We start from the raw sequence: 4,012 nt of genomic DNA, 5'->3' as shown, positions 1-4,012 counted from the left end.
ACCGAGCAGGGCTGGGACCGGCCCGACTGGCCGGAAGACGCAACAGGCGACAAGACGAGTTGGCAGTACCAGGAGTCGACCGGCCTGCTGCTCGCCACATATGATGCAACCGGCACGGGACCGCGCTACACCTACGACAACGCTGGTCGCCTGCAATCCCGGACCTGGGCGCGGGGCGTGGTCACCCGCTACGGCTACCTGAGTACCGGCGAGCTGAGCAGCATCGAGTATTCCGACGATACCCCCGCAATCCGGTTCAGCTACGACCGGCTCGGCTGGAAGAAGACGGTGAGCGATGTACTGGGGACCCGCAGCTACGACTATGACGATCATCTGCAGCTGATCGGCGAACAGCAGCACGGCCCGGTTCCGGCCACAATCAAGCGCCGCTACGACAACCTCGGCCGGCCCGCCGGTATCAGCCTGGATGATGAATACGCTGTCGACTACCGCTACGATCAAACCGGCCGGTTTGCGGCACTTGACTGGACCAGCAACAGCCACCGGGGCACGACCACCTATGACTACCTGGCCGACAGCGACCTGCTTGCCGGTTACCGGTCGGGAGCTATCACGGTGAGCTACGCCTACGAAGCGCAGCGGGACCTGAAGACAGCGGTCACCAACACCAGGCATGACCGCGAGCTCTCCCGCTACGAATACCGCTACGACCGGCTCGGGCGGCGGATAAACGCGGCCACCACCGGCAGCGCTTTTCCAGCCCCGACGTTTGCGCTGTACGGGTACAACGACCGCAATGAACTGAACACGGCAGCACGCTACGCCGGAGACGACCTGACCGATCAGAGCGCACCGCAGCCGGAGCGGGAACGGTTCTACGATTATGACCCGATCGGCAACCGGACTAAATCGCTCGAAGGCCGCAGCAGATACGACTACCGGACCAACCCGCTCAACCAATATGAAACGATCACGGCAACGCCGGATCCGTCGTCGCCGCTCGAGCTGTTCTACGATCAGGACGGCAACCTGACCAAAATGAAGACCACTGCCGCCGGAACCCGCTATGTCTTCAACGGCGAGAACCGCTTGATCATCGTGGAACCGACCGAGCCGCAACCCGGTGACAGCAGGCTAAGCTTCAGCTATGATTACCGGGGACGACGGGTGCTTAAAACCGTGAGCAGCTTTACCGATAACACCTGGCACCAAACCGGCCGAACTGGTTTTATCTATGACGATTGGAACCTGATCGCCGAGGTGAATCTTGATGACGACACAGCGGTGCAGTATGTCTGGGGGCTGGATCTGAGTAACACGCTGCAGGGAGCCGGCGGTATCGGCGGGTTGCTGGTACGGGTGGCTGATAATCAACAACACTATCTGTACGACGCCAACGGCAATGTCGGGCAGCTGGTGGATGAAGCGGGAACGCTTGTTGTCGCCTATGAGTACGATGCTTATGGGAATCAGGTGCAGATTACCAGAAGCAAAGCGGCTGAGAATCCGTTTCGGTTCTCGACGAAGTATTATGATGAGCTGAGTGGTTTGTATTATTATGGGTACAGATATTATTCTGCTGAGTTGGGGCGGTGGTTGTCGAGAGATCCGCTTGGGGAGGAAGGTGGGGTTAATCTCTTTATGGGTTTGTTGGGAATGATGGGGTTGATAATAATGACTATATTGGCCTATATACACTCAATGATGCAAAACAGTCAGCGTGTAGAAAGAAATGTAACAAAATCACATTAAACACTCAACAATCAGCTTGTTACATGTCATGTCAAGGGAACTTATCAGAAACAGAACTGTTTGATGAATGGGTGGATCTTGAAAAAAATGATAGGTCTTGGCTAAATGGTTTAGCAGAATGTCCTGACAAAATCTGTCTCTCGGGAGACAAGGAACCTATCAACTGCGATAATGGAGAATGGAGTGATTGTTCTGAACCTAGTCCAAAGCATCACCCCTATCCAACAAAATGGTGTATGCGCTCTTCAAATCTCACAGGTCCTGGACAGCAATGCTGTTATACAAAAGATGGCGACTTGATAAAGGAGGGGTTAGCAGCAGGAACACCAGACCGATATACTGGTAAATGGCAAAATACTGCCACACACCACTATTTACATGATGTTGAGACTTACAATTTAGCCGTAGAACTAGATAGAGCGGAAAGTGACTATCTTGATGTACGCCCACCTAGTCAGGGAGGAGGTAGCTGCTATAAATGAAAAAGTTTTTAATTTTATGCTGCTTGCTTATCATTCTTGCTCCCGTCACTCTATATCAACTGGAAAAATACGAACAAAAAAAGCAGATCGAAACTCTAACTGATTTAGTTGATGTTGGAATGAATATTAATGTTGCCAGAAGCAAGTTGGAAAAAAATGGGTTCCAGGTAGGAAGAGAGCACTACCCGACTGGTAAGGAAAACCATGGTGTTGTTCATATCAAAATATTTAAAAAATTTGGTTTAATAGATAATGCTTCAGAGTTATTTGGCTTTTCTTGGTCAGTTGGAAAGGGCTATGTTGCTCTAGAATTTGATAAAGCTGATAATATCGTTCACATTGAGAAATAGATCCTACTCCTAATTCAAAACAGCTCTTTAGGGGGAGAAGGCACTGAGTAATATCTGGGTACAGATTTTACTCAGCTGAGTTGGGGCGGTGGTTGAGCCAGGATCCAATCGGCGAGAAAGGTGGGGTTAATCTTTATGGGTTTGTGGGGAATGATGGGATTAATCAGATTGATCTACATGGATTATTCAATACAAGGCCTCTTTTAAGAAAACAATTTATGGAATGGTATGAAGCAAATAAAGACACTAGTTGGACAACTTCTCTACCTAAATGTCCTGATAAATTATGTATGAAAAAGGAGGAGGCTTATGTTCCCGATCGCAAGGAGTGGACCAAGTTTTGGGAAGCCGGATTAGTCAAAAGTGGGCCCGGACATCCAGGGCATTCATTCATGTTGGTATCAGAGACCGTGAACGGTCATGCTCAACAGTGTACATATCTTATCAATGGTGAATTGATTAAAGAAATTGGGTATGCAGCTGGTTCAGCCGATTTTGTTAGCAGGAAATCTAGTGTTTCAGGACACCTGAAAGCAGACTACCAGCCATTTGTGATGGCAGAGACATTAGATAATGGTGTTTTTGGGGAGTACAATCGCCTTTATCTTGATGTTAGACCTGTTGATCAAGGGGGCGGTGCCACTATTCGAAAGGAAGACTGTTGCGATAATTATCAGGAGGATAAGAGTGAAAGATAGATTCAAGGTAAATTACGTAGTTGTATTGTACCTTTTGTTAGTAATCGTGTTCTCATTGCCAGTATATGTTGAAAACCTTGATCTGCCTTTGTATCTACACGCCGCATGGTCATCATTAGCATTTTCTTTGTTTGGAATTATTATGATGGCAGGTTTTTCTCTGAGTGTGATTAAACTAATTACTCCATTTTTTGTTGCTATTGTTTTGTGGCCTGTTTTTGTCATTTCAATTAACAAAAAGATATTAAAATCAAATATATTTATTATATTCTCATTGATTAATTTTCTCTTTTTTGGGGTAATTGGTTATTATACGTTTTATTTGTCCTGGGGAGCTTAGTACTCGGAACAAAACAGGATCAGGTCTCAACTATTGACACATGCACTTCGTTCAGTGTTCTGGTCAGTCGAACGGACAGCTCTCTGGTGCGGCGCTCAGAACGACGATCGATCACGGCAGCCTCGAGCACCCGGACGGCATCGCCTCCCGCACCACCCGGGAAACGACCATCACCGACTGGCTCGGCCATGACGTCATGACCGAGCGGTTCGTCAAGACGGAGACCGGCTTCGAGCGGATCGACTGGACCTATCACAGCTACAACACGAAGGGCCGGCTGATCGAAACCCTGCACGCCAACCACACCCGGACCGAGACCGGCTGGGGCTGTTGCGGCAAGGCGGACAGTACCGATGCGTCCGGCATCACCAGCCGCTACGGCTATGATGACTTGGGCAGAAACACCAGCGTGTTCAACGAGGCCACCGG

Annotated in this window: 6 protein-coding genes; all 6 read left to right on the top strand. The window is 49.3% G+C overall.

What is annotated here, in order from left to right; translation table 11 throughout:
• A partial coding sequence (locus BUC26_RS22235) for an RHS repeat domain-containing protein (protein WP_143166139.1) occupies positions 1–1,713 on the top strand: 1,713 nt, incomplete at its 5' end.
• A 71-nt stretch (positions 1,714–1,784) separates the two neighbouring features.
• Positions 1,785–2,195, top strand: a complete 411-nt coding sequence (locus BUC26_RS23305) for a hypothetical protein (RefSeq protein WP_161949926.1) — start codon at positions 1,785–1,787, stop codon at positions 2,193–2,195.
• Entirely contained in the window at positions 2,192–2,545 is a 354-nt protein-coding gene (locus BUC26_RS22225; protein ID WP_073379583.1) for a hypothetical protein, read from the top strand. The genes BUC26_RS23305 and BUC26_RS22225 overlap by 4 nt, the downstream gene beginning before the upstream one ends.
• A 50-nt stretch (positions 2,546–2,595) precedes the next feature.
• Positions 2,596–3,243, top strand: coding sequence for an RHS repeat-associated core domain-containing protein (locus tag BUC26_RS22220; RefSeq protein WP_084540861.1), 648 nt, complete (start codon positions 2,596–2,598; stop codon positions 3,241–3,243).
• Positions 3,233–3,583, top strand: a complete 351-nt coding sequence (locus BUC26_RS22215) for a hypothetical protein (RefSeq protein ID WP_073379579.1) — start codon at positions 3,233–3,235, stop codon at positions 3,581–3,583. The genes BUC26_RS22220 and BUC26_RS22215 overlap by 11 nt, the downstream gene beginning before the upstream one ends.
• 40 nt (positions 3,584–3,623) lie before the next feature.
• The coding region (locus BUC26_RS22210) for a hypothetical protein (RefSeq protein WP_143166138.1) at positions 3,624–4,012 on the top strand (389 nt) is incomplete at its 3' end.

Origin of the sequence: Desulfofustis glycolicus DSM 9705 (assembly GCF_900130015.1) — a bacterium.
GTDB lineage: Bacteria > Desulfobacterota > Desulfobulbia > Desulfobulbales > Desulfocapsaceae > Desulfofustis > Desulfofustis glycolicus.
Note: the sequence above shows the minus strand (reverse complement) of the source record. Positions and strands in the feature narration are given on the sequence as shown.